Genomic DNA, 22,117 nt, shown 5'->3' with positions numbered 1-22,117 from the left:
AGATGAGGGGGATGAGGGGGATGAGGGAGAAAAATAACTCCTAACTCAGCACTCCTGAGGGGCATGGGGAATGGGGAAGAGAATTAAGTTGCTGCTATTCCCAATTCTCTATTCCCTATTCCGGTGTATGAGTATCATCGGAACAGAAAACCGAGTTAAGCTTAAAAGCCTTATTAGATAAAGATTCTCCTGATAACCAAGGTCATTGACGCTCTGCTCATCGTCGAGTCACTACTCAACGATAAAATAAGGGTTTCAGCTTCTAAAAATGCTTGTATTGCTTATGTAATATCTTTTAACCCGGTTTTCTGCGTGAATGCTACTCATACCCCGATTCTCATCACCAGGGAAAAGGGCAGCGATTCAGGGGTGCATCCCTTGAGAGATGATGAATTAGTTTTGCTCAAAGAACTTAGAGAGATGTTGCCTGAGAGCAAATACATTTTCGTTTCTGAGCGCGGTGAGGTGATGTCTACTGATGCGGTGCGAAAGCTGCTTGGGCGACTGGCGGCACAGGCGGGGCTTGATATCAAAGTTCACTGTCACATGATGCGCCATGCCTGCGGTTACTATCTGGTGAATCAGGGTTACAACACTAGGGAAATCCAAGACTTCCTCGGACACCGCGATATCAAACACACAGAAAAATATACCAAGCTGAATGCTCGACGTTTCCTGAATTTTGATTGGGGTGATATGTAAAAATATGGGGTATGAGAACAACAAATATAGCGCTTTTAAATGTGTACCAATGGTAATTATACTGATGACTATGTTAAAAATAATATATATTGTTGGGTAATATGTTAAATAGCTCTGTTTTTAAGAATCAATCTTCAAACCAAAATTAATTATCTTTTCTCATAATGAAATTGAGAAGGTCAAAGTATTTATGAGTCAACTTTCAATAGTACAACTACTTTATTTGCTTTACGCTCAAGCTTATTCAAATGGGGATACAGTAACTAAAAGTGTTGTGAAGTCTTACCTTTCTAAAGAGCTACAAAAAGAAGCAGAACAGAGTTATGAAGCTCTAATTGAGCAGAAATTAATTGAATCACCTAAAAAAAATCGGCTTTCACTTACCACTTTAGGTAAGAAAATATTAGTTTCAAACCTTCAAACAACTAAATATCGATTTGACTCTGTGAAAGGGCCTAAAGTTATAAATATATTTATAGAGTATCTTCAACAAGTATCTTCTGATTCTGGTAATTCTTCATCAAATATTGAAGATATAGACTTTGATATTTATGTAGAAAAATTTAAGGCACTTTATTTTGAAGAAAGGAAACGCCAAGAATTGCTTGGTGTTGTAGCTATTTATAGTCGAGTTATTCGCCAAAAATTTCATGAAAATCACCCAATCTCACAAACAGTGTCAGATAAATATTTTGAGAGACTGAAGTCAGACGGTAAAATTTTTACTGTTACCGAAAAGAATGAAGAATTAATTCAATGGGCTGAATAAACAATGCCAGAAGATGCAGGAAAAAAGAGATATATAAAAAGCTTTCTTCAACAAGTTAAGTCAGGAGCTGGATTCATTGAAGATATTAGAATTGAACGTGTTATTAGACAACCAGGAAGTGACGGAGAAGGTTCAACAGCGCGAAGTTTATCTGGACGGCAAATAGCTAACATAACTGAGCTACTTGAAGACGATCTCAAGCATACCTTTGATGATGGTTTTTTTACTTTTAGATTTGTTGCTGCCTCAGCTGGTAGTGGAAAGACTTCGCTTTTAATTTATTTAAATGAATTAACTAAAACAAAATCGTCTTTTTTAAATCATTCAATAGTTGTTCAATTTCAGCTTTCTGACATACCGTTTTACCCTGATTTTTATAACAATTTTTACTGTTATATTTTGGCTTATACCTTTTTTGAGTTGTTACACAATCATAATTTATTAGATTCAGTTAGGATCGTAGCGGAAAAAATTCTAAGTGATTACTTGGAAACTAATGAAGTTTCTCAATTAAAAACTACAGAAGACGCAATGCTATTTTGTAGCAGATTTCAAAAGTATATTACTAAAAATGTGGGTGAAAAAGAAAAATTCTTTTTTAATGTCATCTCCAAAATTTCCCAAGTAGACCCTAGATTCAGTTTTGTCTACCTTGTAGATGAGTTAGATGCTTTAGCAAATTACCCCAAGGAAATTCAAGACACTAGATTAGCAGTAAAGCAATTAATACGAAGAGCTTTTCAAGTATTTAGCTCAAAAATTCGTTTGTTGATGTATTTATTAGGTACTTCTGATAATGTAGGAAATTTTATAGCAGAAGATTCTGCATTTAAAAGTCTTATTGGTGATTCAGTTATCAATTTAAACAAGGGGTACAGCAATGAATTTGAAATAATTAGAGAAAAGATTGAAAATCGGATTGAAGGAGCTTATAGCGGTTATAAAAACTTTAAGCAAGCATGGCAAGAAATAAAAAATATTTCGATAAGTTCTACTAATACATTAAGGGAATTCTGTCGAAACTATGGTAACGCCATTCTAGAAATTCATGAAAAATACTTCCAAGAAGCACCTGAGCAGGTTTTTGAAGGAGATGCTCGTAATTTAGTTGAGGCAGAATGCAAACAACAGTGGGCTAAATTTTTAAGTAAAACAGCGTACACTTTGTCAAATGTTTCAACTACTACTGTAATAGTAGGTCATGCCTTTGACTGCTATGTAGAATTACTACATAATCACAAGGTTGTTGCTAGAGCTTTTGGTGAAGCTAAGAACTATGAGATGCTAGGTAGTCATTTCAATACATTTACCCAATGGTTAGATGATGTTAAATTTAATCCATCTAATTCCGATGGAACGCCCCATGATCTAGCTTTCATGATTGCTCCTTGTTCTCCGCCTCTTTTACAAAGAAAGTTAGAGCTTAGAAATATTCATTTTATAAAATCAGACAAAATTCTCTTAAAAAATCCAATTAATATTAACACTGCAACTAAGCATGAATTGACGGCTGTTTTTAAAGGCACTGCTATTAGACAGGTTACTATTGATAAACTCATCAAGCGCCGACCATACATAACTTTAGATACTATGTCATCTGACTTAAAATTTACACCGAGTGTAAAAACAAAATTGCAGGATAAACTAGACACACAAGAGATTTACTTTTAGAAAGCAACTAATGCACTTGCGGCTCCATGTTTGCACACTTGCCACAGGCAATCACCTGTGGTCGATATCGGCTAAAGGTAGTTTGACGACATTACACCTAAAAGTGCTAGAAGAACATAAATCGCTTACATGATAGTTTCCAATAAAACTTCTCTTTAGGTTCAATAGCCTCAGAATTTAAACATGAAATCAACTTAAATACTTTTTTAATCTTGCAAACTCTATTAGCACCAAATACATTGGATATATAGCTTACAGTCAGTCTAATGCTGTAAGATTTTTCTAGAGAAATACAAGACATAATACTTTGTTTTTCAACTGAATAAGGTGGTGATGGTTCATAACCTCGGTCTTTTAACCATAGCTGGAAGTCATCAAGAGATAAATCAGATTTAACAAAACTTTCAAGAGGTTTAAGTCGCGCTAACTTTTCATAAGAATAGAGAAACCATTTACATTTAAATACTTTAAAATCAAAGCAATTTATAATATTAATTTCGATACTAATATCATTAGCTGTAATCTTATCGCTTTCATTGCAAATATTAAAAATCGGCAATTTATAATGATTTAAAAAATATAGTTCTCCTTTAAGTTTTGGATAGTTAGAAGCCAAGAATGATTTTCTTGAGTTCCAAAAATTAAACCACGTAGCCACAAGAGCTAGTAGAGATATAAAGAACGAAAAACCTGCCAGATTGTCTTGGATATATTGCACAGTAGAATCTTTGCTCTGTTATTGATTACTAAGTTTAGTCGAATGTTGTCAAATCGTCTTACAAGTAGTCTTACACAGGCTAACAGAAAGCATTAAGTCCATAAACATGATCTCCGTGTGAGTAAGAGTGTTGATAAAACACCAAATCCACAAAAAAATGCGTGTTGTTTAACGTAATTCGGTATTGCTGCCCAATAAATGCAAACCCCTTGCCCAACTCAAGTAGAAATTTCTCCAACTCAGCAATTAAACGATTTTCTAACTCACTCTCACGATAATTGCGGTCTGGTAAATCCAAAAACTCGAACACATAAGGATCTTTGACCACATCCCGCGCCGACTCGATCCGTTGCCCATCCTTAGCCAGTGCCAAAATCTCCGCCCGATCCTTACTCAACGCCACCCGTTCAAACAAAGCCGAATCCTTCTGGCGTTTCAACTCCCGCACACTCCAGCGATCTTGGATGCACTGCTGCTCATAAAATGACCGCGCCAAATCATCCGAAATAGCTAAAAGCTCCGTATAGTGCGACCAACTCAATTTGCCAGACAGTGTTTGGCAATTCTCATAGTTCAAATAAAACAGACGCATATACTGCAAATTAGAACGGCTAAACCCCTTACCATACGCCGCTTTCAAATCTCGTGAAAGCACCTGTAACAACTTACTGCCATATTCTGCCCGTTCCTTGCCCGCTTGCTCAAACTCGACAATATAACGCCCAATCTGCCAGTAAGTTTCTACTAAAACTGAATTAACCTGCTCAAAAGCCCGTTGTCGCCCCAACGCCAAACACTCACCAATGCGATCTAACAACTGCTGATATGAACCATCATTAACCGCTAAATCACTCTGTCCCATCCTTTAACAACACGCCAAATTTCATTAGCTAGCTTTTCACAAAAGTCCATTGATCATTTATTGATCAATAGTTACCATCCCCAATGCCCATTTTTTACCTTGTAATCCGCCGCATATAATTACCCCACAACTGAGCTGCTTGAGCGCTGCTGCCAGATGTAGGGGAATTATTGTCGTTTCCCAGCCAAACACCAGTTACAAGCCGCCGATTGGGGATAAAACCGATGAACCATAAGTCAACGTTTTTATCAGTCGTGCCAGTTTTACCAGCTTCCCCCAATCCAATGGCAGCACTACGACCAGTACCTCTTGTGATTACGCCGCGCATCAAACTAGTCATCTCATCGGCGACACCATTTGCCAGCACTCGTTTGTTGGCATCTGGATCTTGGTCGAAGGAGTAGATTACACGGCAGGTTTTGATATCATTGCGATCGCGGCAATCACCACTGTCTAAAATTCGGTTAATGGCATGGGGAGGATTCGACACACCACGATTGCCAATAGCGCCAAAAGCACCAGTCATTTCCAAAACATTGACCACGCTTTGACCCAGTACCAAGCCAGGAACTGGATCGAGGGATGATTTTATCCCCAAACGCTGCGCCATCGCCACCACTTTATCCAGCCCAATTTCTTTGGCAACTCCCAAGGCGATAGGATTTTCTGAAAGAGCCAGCCCGGTGGCAATATCTAAACTACCAGCACTTGAACGACAGGGTTTGTAGGTGAAGCCTTGCCAAGTTAAAGGGGCGCAAGAATAACTCTTGGATGCTGAAATTCCCTGTTCAATAGCGGCGGTGTAAGTAAAGATTTTGAAGGTGGAACCTGGTTGTCTTTTGGCTTGGACAGCACGATTGAACTGACTTTTTTTGTAATCAGTGCCGCCCACCATTGCCAGGATGCTACCAGTGCTGGAGTCAAGGGTGACTAACGCCCCTTGAGAATAATTAAAATTTGTGCCACCGTTATTGACTGAATTCCGCAACGCTGCTTCTGCCTGAGTCTGGTACGCTGGATCAAGCTGGGTTTCAATAATATAGTTTCCTTCTCTTGCGGCTCCCTGCCCCAAAATTGATTCCAGTTCAGAGAAGACGTAACTGTAAAAATAAGGAGCGATCGTCTTAGCTTGCTGTTCGCAGACTTTAGGGCTAACTTGGACGGTGGAGCGTCTGGCTCGGTTCGCATCCTCAGGTTTAATTTTGCCCATCTCTAGCAATCGCTTAATCACGCGATTGCGGTATTCAGCAGCTTCTAGCTTATTGTGACTATCCCCACAAAAATCGAAGCCGTTGGGGGCTGGTAGAATTCCTACCAATGTTGCTGCTTCTGCCAAAGTTAATTCTTTAGCCGACTTCTCAAAGTAATATCGGGATGCATCCTCAAAGCCAGAGGTATCTCCCCCCAAAAAAACCCGATTTAAGTACATCAGCAAAATATCATCTTTGCTGTAAAACGTTTCTAGCTTCAGGGCGACAATTGCCTCCCGCAATTTGCGTCCAAGGGTATCTTGTCTACCTACATACTCGCGGAACAAACTGCGGGCAACTTGCTGGGTAACAGTGCTGGCTCCTTGTTGCACATCTCCGCTGCGGCTATTGATCAACACCGCTCGTAAAATCCCTAGAGGGTCAACCCCAAAGTGCCAGTAATAACGACTATCCTCGGAAGCCACCACCGCAGCAGGCAAATAAGGGCCAAATTCCTCTAAACGCTTCATGTCTACATGAGAGGTAGTCCGAGGCTCTCTCAGGGGAGTGGCTCCATCACGAGCATAAACAACCACTGGAGCGCGTGTAGCTGTAGGTAGAGGTTTAACTGTAAATTTCAGCCATTCGACGCCAATCACTAACGCTAACAGCGCACTGGCACCACCAACCCCATAAGCTGTCCAACTTGCAGCTTTCACATACCAGGCTGGTGGATCGACGTATTGCAACCGCACAGAAGCGGCGAGTTCTGGCGGCCCCAGAGTGAGAATATCGCCGTGACGCAGTTCCAGGGAACTAACACGACGCTTGCCCCGATAAATGCCATTGGTGGAGTTTTCGTCTTTGATCACGAAAACTGGTGTGCGTTGAGTAGAATTCCGCGATAGCGACAGGTGAATTTGGCTGACAACAGGGTTACGGATGACGATATCGCTGGATTTAGAGCTACGACCTAGAATATAGCGATCGCCCAACAGTGGATATACCTCTGCTTTATCCGCCCCCGCATCCTGCACCCAAAGTTCCGGTACTTTGGCATTAGGCTTGAGCGCCAATTTGGAAAAATCGACCCTAGCTTGAATCGTATGTACTGCTTGAGTCAGTTGACCTAGTAACGTTTGTGGCTTGTGAGGGGGTTGGGGAGAACTCATCGGCTATTCACATCACAGTTTTTAGTGAAGAATCGGGCGAATTACAATCAATTTAGATGTTAGTCTTTCATCATTTTACTCATAAGCCAAAGCATAAATTGGCTATACGGAATTTTTTGCTCCAATTTATACTTAAAATTAAATTATAACTAGAACCAATTTGTGATTTTAGTCACCTAATTTACAGAGACACAAATTTTTTATCCATTCTCAAAGGCTGATTTTATCTACTATTACTAGTTCAATAACTACAACCATAATTTTTGCTTTTGTACTTTTAAACACTAATTATCAATAAACAACATATTTAATTTTTACCAATTTTACATATCCGCATATTCTGAAACAAACCTAAATATCTTCATTTAGGAAGATTTTCTAAATCTAATTGTCTGTTTTAATGGGGCGAGTGTTCCGTTGAGGTTAATTTTAGAATGATCGGAAAATCTCTGACCATGATTGGTACAGCTCTATCTTTGGCGCTCACCGCTAACATTGCTGTAGGTCAATCCAGTAAATCCCCCATAGCCCAATCCAGTAGCGACTCCACTAGTGCACCAACGGAAATCAAGATGTCGCCAGAAGGGATGAAAATTCTGTGCGAGTATTTTCCGCTCAACTCTCGCTGTTCCGGCGGCACAGCAGCCACCCCTAGCGCTCCTAGTAGCACTACGGTACCAGCAGAAAGCACGCCCAATAGCAGCACCACCACTCCCGAAAGCACTCCAGCACCAGGAAGCGTTACCCCACCTGGATCTGGCACTCCCGAAAGCACTCCAGCACCAGGAAGCGTTACCCCACCTGAACCTGGTGCTCCTCACAACTTAACTCCAGCACCAGGAGGCGTTACCCCCCCTGAACCTGGCGCTCCTAGCAACTTAACTCCAGCACCAGGAAGCTCAACCTCACCTGAACCTGGCGCTCCTAGCAACTTAACTCCAGCACCAGGAAGCTCAACCTCACCTGAACAACCTGGCGCTCCTAGCAGCACTACCGAACCAGGAAGCTCAACCTCACCTGAACAACCTGGAACTCCTGGCACTCCTGGTAGCAGTATCGAACCCGGTAGCTCTCCCAGTACTCCAGGCTCTAGTTCGCCAAAAACTCCTGGCAGCACAGGTAATTAAATTAAAAGCTGAGGCATAATCTCAACAGTAGTTTGCCATCAGCGATCGCCGGTGCATCTTGACCTCTTGCACCAGTTATGCGAACTGGTGTTAAGATGAAAAATAAAAATTGCTCGAACCGTATAAATCAAGTCTTCGCAATATATGACTGAGCAAGGGTTTCAGCAATCAATAGCCTGGGATTAATCATCCCAGGCTTAATAGTTTAACAATCAGAATAAAGGCGTCACTCGTCAGAATTCAGAATTGAATTCTGTGTAACTGGCGGATAGCGCAGCGGTAGCGAGTATTCGAGCGTCGCGTCTGAATAAACGGTGAAACACCATACAAAACAAGAAAATTTGGTGGTTTACAGTGGGGGATTCAGACCCCCCACTAATTGATTCTGAATTCTGAATTCTGTATTCTGTATTCAGAATCAATGCGACCTGCCAGTTGAAGTCGGTGTTTTTTGAAAGGAAGCAATTAACAGGCAAACAATACCGATACTAATAAATGAATCTGCCACATTAAATACAGCAAAGTTAATCAGGCGAAAATCAAGAAAATCAACGACATAGCCTAAAATAAAGCGATCAATACCATTGCCCATAGCTCCACCTAAAATCAAGCCATAGCCCAACTGATCCCACAAACTTAACGTTGGCCCAAACAACGCCAACGCTATCAATACTAAACTCACTCCTAAAGATAGCCAGCGCAACCACTCTACTTTCCCACTTAACAGACTAAAAGCGGCACCAGTATTAGTGACATAGGTGAAGTGAAATATCCCAGGTAATAGTGGTAGTGTCTGCCCCAAGCTAAAGGTTTGCACCACCCAGTATTTTGTTATTTGGTCTAAGAAAAAAGCTATGAAGGCAGCAATCCAGAAAAGGCGATTTTTTAAACGCATGGCGAATTGGTCATTGGTCATTGGTCATTGGTCATTGGTCATTGGTCTTGGTCATTGGTCATTGGTCATTGGTCTTGGTCATTGGTCATGAGCTTTTGACAAATGACAAAGGACAATGAACTAATAAAACATTAAGTGACGCAATACATATGCTATTACAGTAACTGCACAGACCACAGTTAGTTGCCCTGGTAGTGCAAACCAGGAGTATCTGAGGATTGCTTGCATTAAGGGTAGGTTTTCTGTGCCTTTCCACTGAAAAATATAGCTAATAATCAAATAAGTAATACCGCATATGTGGAGAGTTAACAAGCCACAGATGCAACTAAAGGCGAGAGTTTCTAGTCGAGGTCTAGCTTTAAAAGCGAACAATCCACAAATCCAAGCTCCAGGAATAAAGCCTAGTAGATAGCCAAACTGAGATAGCTTAACATAACCAATACCGCCACCATCGGCAAATACAGGTAATAAGGTTAATCCCATGACTAAATAGGCAATTTGCGAGAGCGCACCGGCATTTTTGCCCCCTAAACAACCCACCAGCAGCACTGCGCCAATTTGAAAACTGACTCCTAAAGAAAAAGTCTGAATTCCGTGCTTACTCCAACTCCAAGGTAAGGTGATGCCATAAGCTTCTAGGAAAGTGCCACCCATTGTTAGGAGTAAGCCAATCATAGACCATAATAATTGATTAGAAGCAGCAAACATTTATCAGGCAACCAAGGAAAAGCAAAAGGAAAAACCAACAGCAACCAGTATATTCATTAATATTGAAATGAAATTTGTGCTGACATCTTAAGAACTAGCATATTTTCTTTTGCCTTTTTGGTATGTCATTTTTCAGTTCTGCGAATTGCGGCTTAGGTGTCTATTGTCTGATTTTATTGACTGAGGTGTGTTCTGATTCTGGTATGTGACCTAAAATATGGTAAAATCAATATCATTGAGCTTAGTATTTGTACTAATTTTTCAGAGCATTGCCTACATTGGCTATAAAGTGCTTAAAATATTTCCTTAATTCACTTTTTTTAAGCGATCGCTCCGCTTCTTCTCCATAAATAAGCAATTTCCTATTTCTCTTCCGCTGCTTTCTATAACAATAATTTCACTGCCTAGATGCGATTGTTTAGTTATTTGCTTCAGGTGTGCTTCGGGTGGTAAGCAGAAACAGTCTTCCATAAGCTCCCAAATTTATAAGCCTTTAATTTTACCACGCTTTCTCATCTATTGACATACTTTTTTGATGACTTGAGCAACGAAACTACACTAAGAATAAAGTTTTGTACATACGTGCAAGCATCTTGTTGTGGTACTATTTATAACTTCAATCCAGATGAAAGTATAAAATTTATCAAGCAAAACTAGAAATAAGGGTTTGCTCTTCATCAAAAAAAACAAGCATTTTTTTGCTTTATTAACCTATTGTTAATCTGGATCGTTGTCCTTTAGGGGTATCTTAGAAACGCTCACCTGGAAAATTACTAAAAAATTGATAGCGATGCTCTCACGTCTTAGTGTAATAAAAACTCATCGCCTCACAGGTTCAATTTCAGTGTTAGCACTGACAATCAGCCTCGCAGCTTGTGGCGGACAGCAAACCCCAGATAGTACAGCCACCAAGGATACGCCTTCTGGCACTGCTACAGATACTACTGCCTCTAGCCCAGCTAAATTAGACCTTGGCGGAACCGTAAAGTTAACCGGGGCTGGTGCGTCTTTTCCGGCACCACTGTATGACACCTGGTTCACGGATTTAAACAAAAAATATCCAAATCTCCAAGTTGACTATGCATCAGTTGGTAGCGGTGCTGGAGTTGAGCAATTTATCAAAGGTACTGTAGACTTTGGTGCCAGCGATGTTGCGATGAAGGATGAAGAAATCCAGAAAGTGCCACCGGATAAGGGCGTTATTTTACTGCCTGTGACTGCTGGTAGTATCGTGCTGGCTTACAACTTGCCAGATGTCCCAGAACTCAAGCTACCACGGGTCGTTTACGCGGACATTCTACTGGGCAAAATCAAGTCTTGGGATGATCCCCAAATTGCCAAGGCTAACCCAGGTGCAAAGCTTCCTAAAGATGCGATTACAGTTGTTTATCGTTCTGATGGTAGCGGAACCACGGGTGTATTTACAAAACACCTCAGCGCTATTAGCCCGGAGTGGAAGAGTAAAGTTGGCGAAGGCAAAACTGTCAACTGGCCTACGGGAGTAGGTGCTAAGGGTAACGAGGGTGTAACCGCTCAAATCCAACAAACTCAAGGTTCTATTGGTTATGTCGAGTACGGCTATGCCAAACAAAACAGTCTCAAGTTTGCTGCTTTGGAAAACAAAGGCGGTAAGTTTATTGTAGCTAGTGAAGAGTCAGCCTCTAAAACTCTGGAATCAGTAGCTCTACCGCCAGATCTCCGCGTCTTCATTTCCGATCCAGAAGGGGCTGATTCCTATCCCATAGTCACTTACACCTGGATTTTGGCTTACAAGAAATATCCCAATGCGGGAAAAGCTAAGGCAATTGAAGCCGCGATCGAATACGCTTTAACTGAAGGTCAAAAGCAGGCTACTGCACTAGGGTATGTTCCTCTACCCCAAAATGTAATCACCAAGGTAGCTGCTGCTGCTGACCAAATCAGTCCAGAGTACAAAATCTCTGTTGGCACTAGTAGTAGCGCTAGCAAATAAGCATCAAATATCCCTAATCAATAATTAATGAACTGGTCGTTTTATGGACATTAGTAACTGGGAACACGGAGTTACTAATGTATCAGTTTAAATAGATGATGAAACGACAATTTGACTAATCTGGTTGCCTCACACATTTTTGTCTGATTTAATTGTTAAAGTCGGTATTCATGACTACAAATTCTCAAAATCTGTCATCAGCGATGAAAAATCGCTCTGACGTAGAAAAGTCCCTAGATCGGGGTTTTATTTGGCTGACTAAAATTTTCGCCTTTGGGGTTGCTGCCACTTTATTATGGATTGGGTCACAGGTTGCAATTGGCGCTTGGCCTGCCATTCAAAAGTTTGGTGTTAGCTTTTTAGCCAACACCACTTGGAACCCAGTTAATGATAGCTACGGGGTGCTACCTCAAATTTATGGAACTCTCTTGAGTTCTTTTATTGGTCTGCTGATAGCAGTACCAATTGGGGTTGGTACCGCTGTTGTACTGAGCGAGGATTTTTTGCCCTCTAAACTGAGGCTGGTACTGGTTTTCGCAGTAGAACTGCTGGCAGCTATTCCCAGCGTTGTCTATGGGGTGTGGGGTATTTTTGTTTTAGTGCCAATATTAACCAGTTTGGGAAAATGGCTCAATAGTTACTTTGGCTGGCTGCCATTTTTTAGCACTTCTCCTACAGGGCCAGGAATGTTGCCGGCGGGAGTTATATTAGCGATTATGACTTTGCCCATCATCACCGCCTTATCCCGCGATGCCTTGATTTCTATACCCCCCAGCTTGCGCCAAGCCTCTATAGGACTAGGAGCAACGCGCTGGGAAACGATTTTGCAAGTTCTCATCCCAGCAGCTTTTTCGGGCATAGTTAGTGCTGTGATGCTGGGACTGGGCCGGGCAATGGGAGAAACAATGGCTGTAACGATGTTAATTGGCAATTCCAACAACATCAGTATTTCTCTGTTAGCACCAGCCAATACGATTTCTTCTCTACTGGCAAATCAATTCTCAGAAGCTAGTGGTTTGCAAGTTGCGGCTTTAATGTATGCTGCTTTAGTTCTATTTTTCTTGACACTGGTAGTCAATATTCTAGCCGAGTTGATCGTTCTGAGAGTCAAGCGAATATAGCTTAGTTTTGGGTTAAATTATGACTTCTAATTTTCCAGAGCGCAGTTTAACTCGCTCCCCCACGTCTGGTAGGACACTGTTTAATACGGTGATGACCGTAGTCGCATTTACCTGCGGAGTATTGGCACTTTTACCTTTATTAGCAGTACTCTCTTACGTGATTATTAAAGGCTTTAGCAGTCTGAATCTGGCCGTGTTTGTTGAACTGCCACCCAAAGCTCTACAAAAGGGAGGAGGCTTTGGTAATGCAATCTTAGGCACGCTGCTGATGGTAGGAATTGCTGCCTTGATTAGCATCCCGTTTGGAGTTTTGGGGGCAATTTACATCACAGAATTTAGTTCGTCTAATGTAGCCAGATGGGTGCGTTTTGCGGCTAACGTCCTTAGTGGAGTCCCCTCAATTATTGCTGGGGTATTTGCCTATGGCATTGTAGTTTTGACACTGGTAAAGTTGAACTTAGGATCATATTCCGCTCTCGGTGGAGGGTTTGCACTGGCAATTTTGATGTTGCCAATTATTCTGCGAACTACTGATGAAGCCTTGCAGTTAGTATCGCAAGATTTGCGACAAGCATCGGCAGGGTTAGGAGCGACTAACTTTCAAACAGTGAGTCAAGTAGTCTTACCAGCAGCTTTACCAGCAATTGTAACTGGGGCAACGCTAGCGATCGCCAGAGCATCTGGAGAAACCGCACCTTTACTGTTTACCGCTTTGTTTTCTAACTTTTGGCCCGATAGCTTATTCCAACCAACAGCTTCCCTTGCTGTTTTGGTTTACAAATATGCTATTTCTCCGTTTAAAAATTGGCAATCACTAGCTTGGGCAGCATCTTTGATTTTGGTATTGATGGTTCTAATCACAAGTATCATCGCTCGCTGGGCAACTCGTCAAAAAGCTTAGTAAACATACCATCCACAGTGCATAACCCCATCGCTAAAACTAACACTAGACTTAATTTATGGCTACTAAGATTAGCACAGTGAATGACACTCAAACCGTTTTACGCACCGAAAACCTCAACGTTTACTACGGCAAGTTTTTAGCCTTACAGAATATTTGGCTAGATATACCAAAAAATCAGGTAACAGCCTTTATCGGCCCTTCTGGTTGTGGTAAAAGCACGTTACTGCGATGCTATAATCGCCTCAATGACCTGATTGAGTCATTTCGGGCAGAAGGTAAAATACTTTTTTACGATAAAAACTTGTATGCATCCGACATCGACCCTGTAGAAGTGCGTCGGAGAATTGGGATGGTGTTTCAAAGACCAAACCCATTTCCCAAATCAATTTATGACAATATTACTTTTGGAGCCAAAATCAACGGCTACAAAGGTAATTTGGATGAATTGGTAGAAAGCAGTCTCAGAAAAGCGGCTTTGTGGGATGAAGTCAAAGATAAACTACGGCAAAGTGGCTCGTCTTTATCCGGTGGACAACAACAGCGGTTATGTATTGCTCGAGCGATCGCAGTACAACCTGAAATTATACTGATGGATGAACCTTGCTCCGCTCTTGACCCCATTTCTACCTTGCGGGTTGAAGAACTGATTCACGAACTTAAAGAGCAATATACTATCGTCATTGTCACCCATAATATGCAGCAAGCAGCGCGGGTTTCTGATAAGACAGCCTTTTTTAATGTTCGGACTTCAGACACAGGAGGTCGTAACGGGTACATGGTAGAGTACGACTTAACAGAAGTAATTTTCAACAATCCTCAGCAGGAAGAGACGCGAGATTATGTCAGCGGCAAATTTGGATAAATAAATATTTCACATTGTAGATGTTAGAGCAATGAGGGATACTCGGAAATTAAAGCTGTGCGATATTCCTCTAGTTTTTTTTATTTGTTCGCTAAGATTGGCGATCGCATGATCAATTATGGCTGTTTCTTGGTCAAGAAAAGCAATAATTAAGCTGTTTAACATCAGACTTGCATTGGCTGGGCGGGCAATATACCCACTCTACAATAGAGCGACACATAGCGCAGTACTAGCGTTGGCTTGCCTTGCTATTAATTATCTCCCTGTAGGTCTTGTGATAACTACATAGTAGGCATTCCATCCCACATTCCGCACCCCAACTGTCACACATCAACAAAATATCGGTCAAATAGTACAACCCACATTCCGCACCCTCACTGTCACAACTACCAAGAACCTGTTTTAATTGGCTCAATATCATCTGCTAAATCCATTTCAGTATAATGGCGTGGAATTTTTTGTTGCCCTAAAAGTTGCTGAAATTCCCATACAGATAGATTAGCCAAGCGGCGTGCTTGACCAAAAGTAAAAATATTTTGGTCGTATAACTGCAAGGCAATTTCCTGACGAATAGCCTGCTCACCTTGACTTATGGAATCGGGAGATAATTGTAGGTTAATTGAACTCACAAATTGACTCATAACCAAAAACAACGTTTTACTTGTAGCATCAAATATACGACTGTTTACAATACACTCAGATAAGTTTGCTCAGAATTCATCGGTAAAACCCGCAACTTCCGATTTTTAAGGTCTGGTTCTAACCCTAAAACTTCCATTGGTGTTACACCCAAAAGGGCATATGGTACTTCTGTGAGTTCCAAACAATCAAAGGTTCCTTGACGCTCTGCAATACTAAGTTCAACATCTCGGAAAATTCGCCCCTGCTGCACTCCAGCAGCAGTCTCTACCTGGGCTTCTCCACCTTGGACTAAACCTAGTTGACTAATAATGCTAGCAGGTAAACACAGCAAAGTTGCACCCGTATCAACTAAAACATTATCCAGAATATAAGAACGAACTTCCCCCGAAGAAATAAAGCCTCGCTGTGCCAAAACTTGATCAATTCGATTCGTGACAGTGAGGGTAACTATTACTTGCCCCATTTGCTTACCTTGAAGATTTGGCAGTACCAGCTTACCCATTTCAGCAAACTCCTGAAACCAAAATATTTTTGAGAGATGCCTTAAAACACAAAGACGCAAAAACGCCTCTGCGCCTCTGCGTCTCTGCATGAGATATTCTCTACTTACACCATCTCAGACGAAGGCTGCATCATCTGCTGCGGCTGTGGCTGGAACATGAACAATGAGTACACCACATCTCGGCGAATGTTAACCATCATATCCAAGAAGAGTTCGTAACCCTCACTCTTATACTCAATCAACGGGTCTTTTTGCCCGTAACCGCGTAATCCTACCGATTCGCGCAAAGCATCCATTTGTTGCAAGTGTTCCCGCCACAGGGTATCAATGCGTTGCAAGATAAAAAAGCGTTCAGCTTGGCGCATCAGTCCGGGTTGAACTTGGTCAATCTGCGCTTCTTTGAGGTCGTAAGCAATTCGCACCTGTTCATGGAGGAAGGCTTTAATCTCAGTAACCGACATATCCTCTAATTGATTTGGCTGCAAATCCGCTAGCAGATAGACGAATTCTTTGACTTTCTCAACCAACTTTTCTAACTCCCACTCTTCCGAAGGCAAGTCTACGTTGATATAGTAGTCAACGATGTCATCCATCGTTTTTTCAGCGTACTTAATTACCTGTTCTTTCAAATCTTGACCTTCTAGCACTCGGCGGCGTTCGGCATAAATAGCACGACGTTGATTATTCATCACCTCGTCATACTCAAACACCTGCTTCCGAATATCGTAGTAGTAGGTTTCAACTTTTTTCTGTGCGCCTTCCAAACTACGGGTAAGCATCCCAGATTCGATGGGCATATCTTCTTCCACTTGGAAGGCATTCATTAACCCAGCAACCCGCTCGCCACCAAAAATCCGCAGTAGGTTATCTTCTAAACTGAGGAAGAATCTGGTTGTTCCAGGGTCGCCTTGTCGTCCTGCACGTCCGCGCAACTGGTTGTCAATCCGCCGCGATTCATGGCGTTCTGTACCAATTACGTGCAAACCACCGATTTCCACTACCTCATTATGTTCGCGGGTAGTAAATTGCTCGTATTCCTGCTTAATCCGGTTATATGCTGACCGCAATTTCTGAATCACGGGGTCGTCGATGGGAGCTTTTTCTGCGGCGATCGCTACCTTGTCTTCTGCTTCCAATTCCGGTAAACTGCGATCGCCATATTCACGCACCGCAATTTCTACTGCTTCTTTAAGCAGTTTTTCTGTTTCTTTTGTCAACTGGGTGGGGAAAATTTCTGGCGAAGCCCGCCAAGTTTTGACTTTTTTACCAGGGGCAAAACCTTGACCACTCCCGTGTCCTGTTGGTAATCCGGCTGGTCTTTGCACGCCAAAGCTGTCTTCATCTTCTGGCATGACGATTCGGGGCATGAAGTATTCCCGCAGCTTCAAACGCGCCATGTATTCGGAGTTACCACCCAGGATAATATCAGTACCTCTACCAGCCATATTAGTAGCAATGGTAACAGCACCTTTGCGTCCGGCTTGGGCGACGATTTCCGCTTCACGCTCGACGTTTTCCGGTCGCGCGTTGAGTAATTCGTGGGGAATCTCCAGCTGCTTCAGCAGTCGGCTGAGAAGTTCGGATTTTTCTACACTAGTGGTTCCTACTAATACAGGTCTGCCGAGTTCGTGCATTTCGGCACATTCTTTGGCGATCGCACCCCACTTGCCCGGTTCTGTCTTAAAGACCATATCAGACAAGTCTTCGCGTCTTCTGGCTTGATTGGTGGGAATTACCGCGACTTCCAGTTTGTAAATTTTTTCAAATTCTGGTTCTTCCGTTTTTGCCGTTCCGGTCATTCCACCCAGTTTTGGATACAGCAAAAACATATTTTGATAAGTAATTGTCGCTAGAGTTTGAGTTTCTGGCTGAATTTCTTCGTGTTCTTTGGCTTCAATAGCCTGGTGTAGTCCATCACTCCAACGCCGTCCGGGTAGCACCCGACCGGTAAATTCATCCACAATTACCACTTCCCCATTGCGGACGATGTAATTTACGTCCTTGAGAAAAAGTTCTTTGGCTTTAATCGCATTGAAAACGAAGTGCGCCCAAGGATCTTCCGGGTCAAATAAATCTGTGACTCCCAAAAGATTTTCCGATTCAGCAAAGCCTTCATCTGTCAATAGGACGTTACGAGCTTTTTCATCCACATCGTAATGCTCGTCTTTTTTGAGTGTGAAGGCGATTTCAGCAGCTTGCAGATACTTCTCTGTAGGTCTTTCCACCTGCCCAGAAATAATCAGTGGTGTCCGCGCTTCATCAATTAAAATCGAGTCTACCTCGTCAATCACACAATAATTGAACGGGCGTTGCACCACATCTGCCATTGATGTCGCCATATTATCCCGCAGGTAGTCAAACCCGATCTCACTATTGGTGACATAGGTAATATCGCAGTCGTAATTTTTCTGGCGTTCGCTGGGAGTCATGCTTGCCTGGATTAGCCCCACACTCAGCCCCAAGAATCGATGCACCTGCCCCATCCATTCCGCATCCCGACGAGCCAGGTAATCGTTCACGGTGATGACGTGTACACCTTTACCAGTGAGGGCATTCAGATAACTCGGCAAGGTGGCGACTAATGTTTTACCCTCGCCGGTTTTCATTTCGGCAATTTGCCCTATATGCAAAATGATCCCGCCAAGGAGTTGAACATCAAAGTGCCGCAAGCCTAAGACTCGCCGTCCTGCTTCCCGGACAACGGCGTAAGCTTCTGGCAATAGGTCATCCAGAGTTTCGCCTTTGGCAACCCGTTGTTTAAATTCGGCGGTTTTACCTTTTAACTCATCATCGGAAAGAACCTTAATTTCTTCCTCTAAAAGGTTAATTTCAGTAACAGAGGGTTGGTATTTTTTAAGCTTACGAGCGTTGGGGTCGCCCAACAAAAGTTTTAGCATGGCAGATTATAGAACTGAATCAAGGGGGATGGGAATTAAAGGTTCGGCATTGATTATAAACATTTAACCCAACCCAACCGTCTTGGTTGTGGATGGGTGTGAAATGAGAATTAACTCAAAAACAGGAGATAAACTAGGTAATCAGTTTCTTAAATGATTGGTTTTAACTCTTATCTTATATTTACTCCTTCTTCATAGTATCATTTTGCCCCCAGATGAGGCCAGAGGGGGAGTGGGAGAATAGAGTTAGGAGTTAGGAGTTAGGAGTTATGAATTTTTCAATTCCTAATACCGTTTCACTTTAATAATAATGATACAAATACGTTGGTAGGGGCACGGCAATGCCATGCGTGTCAACTTAACGTTAATAGGGCGGTTAGAAACCTCGTCTACACGAGGCTTTACTCACCTCCGTGGGTTACAAAAAGCTTGATTTTCTCTGAGATCGACTTTATCGATTTTTTTCACAATGCGATCGCTATCGTTGAAACCTTTGTGGGACGGTAGTTTTACTTTTTTAACTTCATCGATAATCTGTGGCGTGGAAAAAGTATTTGCCAATAACTCCTAACTTCTCACTCCTAACTTCTAACTCTTCACTTCCACTCTGCTGTCAGACGGCGGAAATTGTAATCACTAGCACTGGGATGACAGCTGACACAACTGCCAAGCTGGACGGGACGTGGTAACTTAACTCCTGGATGCAAAGCTTTGAAATAACGCGAGTTGTTGAGGCGATAGGGTGTTTCTTCATCGTCTAACTGCACACGGGAGAAAGTCGAAAGATATTTCCACACCAAGATGCGTGGCGGATCGACTAAAGGCTTGAGTTGTGCGCCGTAGTGCTGCGAGTCTTGCAAAAGATTTTTCCAAGTTTGAGTGGGCAAAACTGCTGGTGGTAAGCCGATGTGGCATGTGGAGCAGTTTTCTAAATACAGTTCTTGCCCTAGTTGGTACTGTGCAGGCACTATGTCAACAGTGCCAATTTCGGCGGAGGGAGTAGCACTTTGGGCGTTAGTTGCTAAGGCTAGAAGCCAGCCCATAGCTAGGCTCCATGTAACAATTACCAGGAGTAAACCGAAAAATTGGCGTTTGAATTCACGTTCGGCTGTTTGCTGTAGCCCTTGGCGTTGGCGTAGCCCGCCGTAGGCATCGCGGATTTTGCGCTTAACAAAAATTGACATTCCTCACATTCCCAGATATTTAAAAGTGGCGCTTGTGCTAATCATAAGACTTACGGAGTATTGGCAGTGTTTCAGATTTTGCGTAAGTAGTTTTGGCAAGCAACGCATCTTTCATATCCACAACAGTAATATAAATGTCTATTCAGCGTACCACTGACTAGACAAGGAAAAGTATTCTGGCAGCTTTAACAAAAGTTTGGGGGTTTAAGTAAAGAGCTTCTTAAGCAGTGCGAATTGAAGCCTAAGCTAAATCCCCGTCACAAAACGTAATTGCTCTCTTCGTAGCGGTAGCGAGTCCGCGAGCGTCATTGCGAATTGGTTTAACCTGACTCACCAGAAAAATTAGCCACAATATCTCGGATTTCATTTACACCAATGTTGTAATTGCTCAATAATCGCTTGAACATCAGAGCGAATATTGCGAAATCTCTTAGAAAGGTCGCGCAAGTTTTGTTTATATTCAGGAGTTAAATCGATTAATACCAATGGCTGTTCATTCGGCATCGATTCCCTCCCACATTTCGGATAATGGTAGGCGTTGACCAGCTTTTGCTTGCTGCAAGGCTCTTCTCAAGCTAGCTTTAATCTCCTCAATGGGTGTATCATCAGGGTCAACCTCTTCTGCTTCTGCTGGTTCTGGAACCAACACAATTACCCGAACCTGATGAGGATAAGTGCTTCCCTGAATCGGCTCATCTAAAACTAGGTTTCCTTGAGAGTCAATCCTGCCGGTAACTTCGATCGCTTTCATCTGTTGTCTACTTCATTAGAATCTATGGAAAAGGATTATGCTCTCATTCTTGAACTTCTTGATCTAAAAGGTGATGAAGGAGTTCACTGGTACAAGCTCGACCGCTTAATGATGTTAACAGGTGAACCACTAGCTGATCATGAATATATTTCGCAGGTAGTGAGAGAATTATCAGATTTGGCATTATTGAAAGTTATCAACGACAAGAGTCCATTAAGTGGCAACTGTGTCATCTCAGATAAAGGTAAAAAATGGTTGACTGACAGGAACTATAGTGGCTCTCTTGCCCGTTCAATATTGTCTACACTGGTAGAAAAATATCACCTGACCCTGTATTAGCTCAGTGTTAACATGGCTCTTGTCGGTCATTTATGACATTTCCAAATAGTGTACATTTTGTGAATGAATGTACTTAATAAAGTAGAACATGACTAAGAGAACAAGCACAAAATTTGAGAGACATCGAACTCACTTTAACACGCACAAATTGAAGCAGGATAAAGAATCTAAAGTTTAGATTCACTCTGACATTAAGGAATAGAAACCGATCGCAATAATCGCTCAACAACAGTTCTAGCATTGCGTCCCCCTCTAGGAATAAGGCGATGGCAAAGAACGTGAGGGACGAGAAATTTCACATCATCGGGAATAGCATAATCACGCCCTAATAGAAAAGCTAGCGCTTTGGCAGCCCGTTGTAATGCTAATGTACCACGCGGACTGACACCAAGGGCGATTTCCTCATCTTGCCGTGTTGCCCGCACCAACTCAAGGATGTACTGTTGCAAGGAAGTTGCCACTTTTACTTGAGAGCAGAGGTAACGCAATTCCTGTACTTCTGCCAAGGTAATACAAGGCTGCAAATCAGCAACCTTCACACCATTTTGGAGGTTTTGCAGCATCAGGAGTTCTTCTGCCTCCGAAGGATAGCCCAAACTCAGCGATAACATAAACCGATCCATTTGCGCTTCCGGCAGGGGAAAAGTACCTTGATACTCGATAGGGTTTTGAGTGGCAATGACAAAAAACGGCTGGGGAACTGCGCGAGAGACACCATCGACTGTTACCTGATGTTCTTCCATAACTTCCAGTAAAGCTGACTGAGTGCGGGGTGTAGCGCGGTTGATTTCGTCAGTTAACAGCACATTAGCAAAGACTGGCCCAGGAAGAAAAGTAAATTCGCCGCTTTTTGGGTTCCAGATGTTGGTGCCAGTAATGTCAGTTGGCAGTAAATCGGGGGTACATTGTAGCCGTTGAAACTTGCCATCGACTGAACGAGCTAGGGATTTAGCGAGCAGGGTTTTACCAACACCAGGGACATCTTCTAGGAGGGCATGACCACCACCTAGCAGGGCTACTAGCACTAAGCGTATTGCCTCGCTTTTGCCAACGATAGTAAGAGCTAGATTTTGTGTTAAAGCGTCGATTTTTTCTCTCATGCGTTGTGGGGAGTGGGGAGTGGGGGATG

General features: G+C 42.4%; 23 protein-coding genes. 9 read left to right on the top strand and 14 right to left on the bottom strand.

Translation table 11 applies throughout. The annotated features are described in order from the left end of the window. Positions 1 to 312 precede the first annotated feature (312 nt). The 3 genes from HWQ41_RS13285 to HWQ41_RS13275 all read left to right on the top strand — a co-directional run bounded on the left by HWQ41_RS13285 (position 313) and on the right by HWQ41_RS13275 (position 3,142). Positions 313 to 702, top strand: coding sequence for a tyrosine-type recombinase/integrase (locus HWQ41_RS13285; protein ID WP_292763371.1), 390 nt, complete (start codon positions 313 to 315; stop codon positions 700 to 702). A gap of 190 nt (positions 703 to 892) precedes the next feature. Then, positions 893 to 1,471: a hypothetical protein gene (locus HWQ41_RS13280; protein WP_292763370.1), complete on the top strand. Its 579-nt coding sequence runs from the start codon at positions 893 to 895 to the stop codon at positions 1,469 to 1,471. Between the two features lie 3 nt (positions 1,472 to 1,474). Continuing rightward, positions 1,475 to 3,142: a hypothetical protein gene (locus HWQ41_RS13275; RefSeq protein ID WP_292763369.1), complete on the top strand. Its 1,668-nt coding sequence runs from the start codon at positions 1,475 to 1,477 to the stop codon at positions 3,140 to 3,142. A gap of 106 nt (positions 3,143 to 3,248) precedes the next feature. On the opposite strand, the gene HWQ41_RS13270 is transcribed toward HWQ41_RS13275, so the two are convergent. The 3 genes from HWQ41_RS13270 to HWQ41_RS13260 form a co-directional block, all read right to left on the bottom strand. Next, positions 3,249 to 3,860 (bottom strand): hypothetical protein, encoded by a 612-nt coding sequence (locus HWQ41_RS13270; RefSeq protein WP_292763367.1) that lies wholly within the window; start codon positions 3,858 to 3,860, stop codon positions 3,249 to 3,251. Between the two features lie 79 nt (positions 3,861 to 3,939). Then, positions 3,940 to 4,722 carry a PDDEXK nuclease domain-containing protein gene (locus HWQ41_RS13265; RefSeq protein ID WP_292763365.1) on the bottom strand — a complete coding sequence of 261 codons (783 nt, stop codon included), beginning with the start codon at positions 4,720 to 4,722 and terminating at the stop codon, positions 3,940 to 3,942. 94 nt (positions 4,723 to 4,816) lie between these two features. Next, the gene (locus HWQ41_RS13260; protein ID WP_292763363.1) at positions 4,817 to 7,084 is read right to left on the bottom strand and encodes a transglycosylase domain-containing protein; all 2,268 of its coding nucleotides are present in this window, start codon (positions 7,082 to 7,084) and stop codon (positions 4,817 to 4,819) included. A gap of 434 nt (positions 7,085 to 7,518) precedes the next feature. Between HWQ41_RS13260 and HWQ41_RS13255 the strand changes: the two genes are divergently transcribed. Then, complete coding sequence (locus HWQ41_RS13255) at positions 7,519 to 8,211, top strand: hypothetical protein (protein WP_292763361.1); 693 nt, start codon at positions 7,519 to 7,521, stop codon at positions 8,209 to 8,211. A 418-nt stretch (positions 8,212 to 8,629) separates the two neighbouring features. Here the strand turns inward: HWQ41_RS13255 and lspA are convergent, their stop codons facing one another. Then, positions 8,630 to 9,106 carry a signal peptidase II gene (gene lspA / locus HWQ41_RS13250; RefSeq protein WP_292763374.1) on the bottom strand — a complete coding sequence of 159 codons (477 nt, stop codon included), beginning with the start codon at positions 9,104 to 9,106 and terminating at the stop codon, positions 8,630 to 8,632. Positions 9,107 to 9,226: 120 nt separating this feature from the next. Beyond that, positions 9,227 to 9,814, bottom strand: coding sequence for a biotin transporter BioY (locus HWQ41_RS13245; RefSeq protein ID WP_292763360.1), 588 nt, complete (start codon positions 9,812 to 9,814; stop codon positions 9,227 to 9,229). A gap of 790 nt (positions 9,815 to 10,604) precedes the next feature. Between HWQ41_RS13245 and pstS the strand changes: the two genes are divergently transcribed. From pstS to pstB, 4 genes are all read left to right on the top strand, one after another. Then, complete coding sequence (gene pstS / locus HWQ41_RS13240) at positions 10,605 to 11,786, top strand: phosphate ABC transporter substrate-binding protein PstS (protein WP_292763359.1); 1,182 nt, start codon at positions 10,605 to 10,607, stop codon at positions 11,784 to 11,786. A gap of 170 nt (positions 11,787 to 11,956) precedes the next feature. Next, a complete protein-coding gene (gene pstC, locus HWQ41_RS13235; RefSeq protein WP_292763358.1) occupies positions 11,957 to 12,907 on the top strand; it encodes a phosphate ABC transporter permease subunit PstC in 951 nt (316 codons plus the stop codon). A 19-nt stretch (positions 12,908 to 12,926) separates the two neighbouring features. After that, complete coding sequence (gene pstA / locus HWQ41_RS13230) at positions 12,927 to 13,808, top strand: phosphate ABC transporter permease PstA (RefSeq protein WP_292763357.1); 882 nt, start codon at positions 12,927 to 12,929, stop codon at positions 13,806 to 13,808. Between the two features lie 58 nt (positions 13,809 to 13,866). Further along, entirely contained in the window at positions 13,867 to 14,673 is an 807-nt protein-coding gene (pstB, locus tag HWQ41_RS13225) for a phosphate ABC transporter ATP-binding protein PstB (protein WP_292763356.1), read from the top strand. Positions 14,674 to 14,682: 9 nt separating this feature from the next. Here the strand turns inward: pstB and HWQ41_RS13220 are convergent, their stop codons facing one another. From HWQ41_RS13220 to HWQ41_RS13185, 8 genes are all read right to left on the bottom strand, one after another. Further along, positions 14,683 to 14,838, bottom strand: a complete 156-nt coding sequence (locus HWQ41_RS13220; RefSeq protein WP_292763355.1) for a hypothetical protein — start codon at positions 14,836 to 14,838, stop codon at positions 14,683 to 14,685. Between the two features lie 221 nt (positions 14,839 to 15,059). Further along, positions 15,060 to 15,314, bottom strand: coding sequence for a UPF0175 family protein (locus HWQ41_RS13215; RefSeq protein ID WP_292763354.1), 255 nt, complete (start codon positions 15,312 to 15,314; stop codon positions 15,060 to 15,062). 44 nt (positions 15,315 to 15,358) lie between these two features. Continuing rightward, on the bottom strand, positions 15,359 to 15,817 hold the full coding sequence (locus HWQ41_RS13210; protein WP_292763373.1) for an aspartyl protease family protein: 459 nt from the start codon (positions 15,815 to 15,817) through the stop codon (positions 15,359 to 15,361). A 104-nt stretch (positions 15,818 to 15,921) separates the two neighbouring features. Next, positions 15,922 to 18,714 (bottom strand): preprotein translocase subunit SecA, encoded by a 2,793-nt coding sequence (gene secA / locus HWQ41_RS13205; protein WP_292763353.1) that lies wholly within the window; start codon positions 18,712 to 18,714, stop codon positions 15,922 to 15,924. A gap of 405 nt (positions 18,715 to 19,119) precedes the next feature. Further along, a complete protein-coding gene (locus HWQ41_RS13200) occupies positions 19,120 to 19,275 on the bottom strand; it encodes a hypothetical protein (RefSeq protein ID WP_292763352.1) in 156 nt (51 codons plus the stop codon). Positions 19,276 to 19,310: 35 nt separating this feature from the next. Further along, positions 19,311 to 19,898: a cytochrome C gene (locus HWQ41_RS13195; protein ID WP_292763351.1), complete on the bottom strand. Its 588-nt coding sequence runs from the start codon at positions 19,896 to 19,898 to the stop codon at positions 19,311 to 19,313. A gap of 363 nt (positions 19,899 to 20,261) precedes the next feature. Beyond that, on the bottom strand, positions 20,262 to 20,402 hold the full coding sequence (locus HWQ41_RS13190; RefSeq protein ID WP_292763350.1) for a hypothetical protein: 141 nt from the start codon (positions 20,400 to 20,402) through the stop codon (positions 20,262 to 20,264). Next, positions 20,392 to 20,649: a hypothetical protein gene (locus HWQ41_RS13185; RefSeq protein WP_251956221.1), complete on the bottom strand. Its 258-nt coding sequence runs from the start codon at positions 20,647 to 20,649 to the stop codon at positions 20,392 to 20,394. Before HWQ41_RS13185 ends, HWQ41_RS13190 begins: the two co-directional genes overlap by 11 nt. 24 nt (positions 20,650 to 20,673) lie before the next feature. Between HWQ41_RS13185 and HWQ41_RS13180 the strand changes: the two genes are divergently transcribed. Further along, complete coding sequence (locus tag HWQ41_RS13180) at positions 20,674 to 20,988, top strand: hypothetical protein (protein WP_292763349.1); 315 nt, start codon at positions 20,674 to 20,676, stop codon at positions 20,986 to 20,988. Positions 20,989 to 21,179: 191 nt separating this feature from the next. Here the strand turns inward: HWQ41_RS13180 and HWQ41_RS13175 are convergent, their stop codons facing one another. Beyond that, entirely contained in the window at positions 21,180 to 22,088 is a 909-nt protein-coding gene (locus HWQ41_RS13175; protein WP_292763372.1) for a MoxR family ATPase, read from the bottom strand. Positions 22,089 to 22,117: the final 29 nt, after the last annotated feature.

This window comes from Nostoc sp. NOS(2021) (genome assembly GCF_017115025.1).
In the GTDB taxonomy this organism is placed as follows: domain Bacteria; phylum Cyanobacteriota; class Cyanobacteriia; order Cyanobacteriales; family Nostocaceae; genus Nostoc.
Note: the sequence above shows the minus strand (reverse complement) of the source record. Positions and strands in the feature narration are given on the sequence as shown.

Coding starts and splice junctions, on each gene's coding strand:
- HWQ41_RS13220 (WP_292763355.1), bottom strand. CDS start 14,838: ATGTTAAACAGCTTAATTATTGCTTTTCTTGACCAAGAAACAGCCATA.
- HWQ41_RS13195 (WP_292763351.1), bottom strand. CDS start 19,898: ATGTCAATTTTTGTTAAGCGCAAAATCCGCGATGCCTACGGCGGGCTA.
- pstS (WP_292763359.1), top strand. CDS start 10,605: ATGCTCTCACGTCTTAGTGTAATAAAAACTCATCGCCTCACAGGTTCA.
- HWQ41_RS13185 (WP_251956221.1), bottom strand. CDS start 20,649: ATGAAAGCGATCGAAGTTACCGGCAGGATTGACTCTCAAGGAAACCTA.
- HWQ41_RS13210 (WP_292763373.1), bottom strand. CDS start 15,817: ATGGGTAAGCTGGTACTGCCAAATCTTCAAGGTAAGCAAATGGGGCAA.
- HWQ41_RS13260 (WP_292763363.1), bottom strand. CDS start 7,084: ATGAGTTCTCCCCAACCCCCTCACAAGCCACAAACGTTACTAGGTCAA.
- HWQ41_RS13245 (WP_292763360.1), bottom strand. CDS start 9,814: ATGTTTGCTGCTTCTAATCAATTATTATGGTCTATGATTGGCTTACTC.
- HWQ41_RS13280 (WP_292763370.1), top strand. CDS start 893: ATGAGTCAACTTTCAATAGTACAACTACTTTATTTGCTTTACGCTCAA.
- HWQ41_RS13190 (WP_292763350.1), bottom strand. CDS start 20,402: ATGCCGAATGAACAGCCATTGGTATTAATCGATTTAACTCCTGAATAT.
- pstB (WP_292763356.1), top strand. CDS start 13,867: ATGGCTACTAAGATTAGCACAGTGAATGACACTCAAACCGTTTTACGC.
- HWQ41_RS13275 (WP_292763369.1), top strand. CDS start 1,475: ATGCCAGAAGATGCAGGAAAAAAGAGATATATAAAAAGCTTTCTTCAA.
- HWQ41_RS13175 (WP_292763372.1), bottom strand. CDS start 22,088: ATGAGAGAAAAAATCGACGCTTTAACACAAAATCTAGCTCTTACTATC.
- pstA (WP_292763357.1), top strand. CDS start 12,927: ATGACTTCTAATTTTCCAGAGCGCAGTTTAACTCGCTCCCCCACGTCT.
- HWQ41_RS13180 (WP_292763349.1), top strand. CDS start 20,674: ATGGAAAAGGATTATGCTCTCATTCTTGAACTTCTTGATCTAAAAGGT.
- HWQ41_RS13265 (WP_292763365.1), bottom strand. CDS start 4,722: ATGGGACAGAGTGATTTAGCGGTTAATGATGGTTCATATCAGCAGTTG.
- pstC (WP_292763358.1), top strand. CDS start 11,957: ATGACTACAAATTCTCAAAATCTGTCATCAGCGATGAAAAATCGCTCT.
- secA (WP_292763353.1), bottom strand. CDS start 18,714: ATGCTAAAACTTTTGTTGGGCGACCCCAACGCTCGTAAGCTTAAAAAA.
- lspA (WP_292763374.1), bottom strand. CDS start 9,106: ATGCGTTTAAAAAATCGCCTTTTCTGGATTGCTGCCTTCATAGCTTTT.
- HWQ41_RS13215 (WP_292763354.1), bottom strand. CDS start 15,314: ATGAGTCAATTTGTGAGTTCAATTAACCTACAATTATCTCCCGATTCC.
- HWQ41_RS13255 (WP_292763361.1), top strand. CDS start 7,519: ATGATCGGAAAATCTCTGACCATGATTGGTACAGCTCTATCTTTGGCG.